This window comes from Sphingomonas pituitosa NBRC 102491 (genome assembly GCF_001598435.1).
GTDB classification, from domain to species: Bacteria; Pseudomonadota; Alphaproteobacteria; order Sphingomonadales; family Sphingomonadaceae; genus Sphingomonas; species Sphingomonas pituitosa.
Window position 1 is genome coordinate 1 of record NZ_BCYY01000056.1, and the last position, 2,931, is coordinate 2,931.

Genomic DNA, 2,931 nt, shown 5'->3' on the forward strand with positions numbered 1-2,931 from the left:
GGGTAAGCGTCCGGTTAGCCGCGTGTTGTCCCGTTCGGCGTAGCCGTCGATGTCCGGACCCGTCGTGGTCTCCTTCTGGAGTCCAGAAGGAGGTCAGGAGATGGGGCGGATGGAGGTCATCACCCGGACGGAGCGCCGGCGGACCTACAGCGAGGCGGAGAAGGCGGCGGTGGTTGCCGAGGCGTCGCTTCCGGGCGTGACGGTGCGCGAGGTGGCGCGGCGGCTCGGTATTGCGGAGAGCCTTATCTACAACTGGCGCTCGGCGCAGCGGAAGGCGGCGAGCATCGCCAGCGAGCCGTTGCAGTTCATCCCGTATGGCGTGGTGACGGACGCGGCGCCGACCGAGCCGGGTACGGCGCTGGCGTCGGCAACACCCGCATCATCGTCCGCCAAGCCGTCGTCATCTACCGCAGTGACAGAAGACCTGGTCCGCCCTCATCCGGGTGCGCGGCCTGGTGGCATCGACATCGATCTGCCGACGGGTGTCCGGCTGAGCGTGGACAGCTACGTCAACGAGAAGGCGCTCGCCCGCGTGCTGCGGGCGCTGGGGCATGCGTCGTGATAGCGCTGGCGCCGGGCACCAAGGTCTATTTGGCCTGCAAGCCGGTCAGCATGCAGAAGGGCTTCGACGGACTGAGCGCGCTCGCCAGCCAGGTGCTGGCCGCCGACCCGTATTCGGGCCACCTGTTCCTGTTCCGGGGCAAGCGCGGCGACTATCTGAAGGCGCTCTACTGGGACGGTTCGGGCATGTGCCTGTTTGCCAAGCGGCTGGAGAAAGGCCGGTTCGTGTGGCCGCCCTTGGTCGACGGCGGCATTGTGCTAAGCCCCGCGCAGCTGGCCCTGCTCATCGAGGGCATAGACTGGCGGCGCACCGTGGCGCCGGCTCCGGTAGCCGCGCCGACGCTCGTCTGAACGACGCTTTTCCGTCCTTTTCGCTTGGTCTGAGTCGGGCCGGTGGTAGGATGGGCCATGTCGCTGGCGACGGTCGATCTCCCCTCCGACCCGGACGAACTGCGCGCCTTCGCACAGGCGTTGCAGGACCAGTTGGCGACCGTCGAACATGCCCGCGTCGTTACCGCTGCGGAGCTTGCCAGCACCGCTGCCGAGCTGCGCGCGGCCAAGGCGACCATCCAGCTGACCGCGCTGGAGATCGAGAAGCTCAAGGTCCAGCTGGCGCGCCTCAGGCGCATGCAGTTCGGCCAGTCGTCCGAGCGGCTCAACCGTGAGATCGAGCAGCTGGAGCTGCGGCTGGAGGAACTGGAGACGGTCGAGGCCGAGACGACCAGCGCGTCCGCTGACGCCGGCGTGCCGCCACCCGCCCGCGAGAAGCGCAAGCCCAAGCGCCTGCCGCTGCCCGACCACCTGCCGCGCCACGAGGTCGTCCACGCCGCTCCGCACGGGGATGGCTGCGGCGCATGTGGCGGCACCATGTCGGCGCTGGGCGAGGACGTGACCGAGGTGCTGGAGTATGTGCCCGGCCGCTTCCAGGTCGTTCGCCACGTCCGCCCCAAGCTCGCCTGCCAACGCTGCGACGCCATCACTCAGGCGCCGGCGCCGGCGCTGCCCATCCCGCGCGGAAAAGCCGGACCCGGCCTGCTCGCGCACGTGCTGGTGTCGAAGTATGCGGACCACCTCCCGCTCTACCGACAGGCCGAGATCTACGCGCGCGAGGGTGTCGACCTCGACCGATCGACCATGGCGGACTGGGTAGGCCAGGTCAGCTGGCTGCTCCAGCCGCTGGTCGAGCACATCCGCGCCCACGTCTTCGGGGCCGACAAGATCCACACCGACGACACGCCCGTTCCGGTGCTGGCGCCGGGCACCGGCAAGACCAAGACCGGCAGGCTCTGGGTCTATGCTCGCGACGACCGCGGCTGGCAGGGCATCGGTCCGCCGGCAGCGGCCTACTTCTACACCCCCGACCGCAAGGGCGAGCGACCGCGCGCGCACCTCGCCGGCTTCAGCGGCTTTCTGCAGGCGGACGGCTATGCGGGCTATGAGCAGCTGTACGACGGACACCGGCAGCCCGGTCCCATCGTCGAGGTGGCATGCTGGGCACATGTCCGGCGCAAGATCTACGACGTGTGGAAGGCGACCGGCTCGACCACGGCGCGCACCGGCGTGAGCATGATCGACCTGATGTACGAGGCGGAGGAGCTCGGACGCGGGCTGCCGCTGGAGGACCGGCTCGAACGACGCCAGGTCGTCAGGGTGGGCGTGGACGGATTCTTCACTTGGGCCGAGGACACCATGCGCCGCATCTCGGGCAAGGGCGCGCTCGCCGACGCCATCCGCTACGCCGTGAAGCGGCGCGAGGCGCTGACCCGCTTCTGCGACGACGCCCGGCTCGAGGCGGACAACAACCGTGCCGAGAACTGCCTCCGCCCCGTGGCGCTCGGCCGCAAGAACTACCTCTTCGCCGGCTCGGACAAGGGCGGCGAGCGGGCAGCGGCGATCTACACGCTCATCCAGACCGCCCGGCTCAACTTCGTCGACCCCGAAGCCTGGCTGCGCGACGTGCTCACTCGCATTGCCGACGGGCATCCGGTAAACCGCATCGGCGAACTCGCGCCGTGGTGCTTCTCAGCACTCACAACGGGGCAGCCAACACCGGCTGCTACCGATCGATCCGAGGCCTGCGTAGAGACGCATACTCCTCAGGCAGCGACTGTGAGCGATAGCGCCCACCGGGCCTAAAAGGCGGCAGGCAATCAACCAGCTTGAACAACGCCCGGACCACAAGCCGGTTAAACCAGAGACCGACAACCAGTAACGCGGTAATGACAGCCACGCCGATCGCGATGAACACAATCTCGTTCAAGGCATTCCCCCCGCTACGCGCCTCCTCATACTGCCCGTGCTCCACGATCGCCAGTAGCAGTCCGCCCACTGGTCGAACTCAGACCTGACGGTAGTGACCGGACGCTTACG

The 2,931-nt window shown here is 68.3% G+C and carries 2 protein-coding genes and 1 pseudogene; all 3 read left to right on the top strand.

Annotated elements, in window-relative coordinates; genetic code table 11:
* The first annotated feature begins 100 nt into the window (after positions 1-100).
* Entirely contained in the window at positions 101-562 is a 462-nt protein-coding gene (gene tnpA / locus SPI01S_RS21475) for an IS66-like element accessory protein TnpA (RefSeq protein ID WP_066727390.1), read from the top strand.
* Complete coding sequence (gene tnpB / locus SPI01S_RS21480) at positions 559-912, top strand: IS66 family insertion sequence element accessory protein TnpB (protein WP_066727392.1); 354 nt, start codon at positions 559-561, stop codon at positions 910-912. Before tnpA ends, tnpB begins: the two co-directional genes overlap by 4 nt.
* 57 nt (positions 913-969) lie before the next feature.
* Positions 970-2,577 (top strand): annotated as a pseudogene (tnpC, locus tag SPI01S_RS21485) (IS66 family transposase); the annotation flags it as partial.
* Positions 2,578-2,931: the final 354 nt, after the last annotated feature.

What these genes read in the sequence shown, in the direction of transcription:
- tnpA (WP_066727390.1), top strand. Translation starts at nt 101, where the DNA reads ATGGGGCGGATGGAGGTCATCACCCGGACGGAGCGCCGGCGGACCTAC.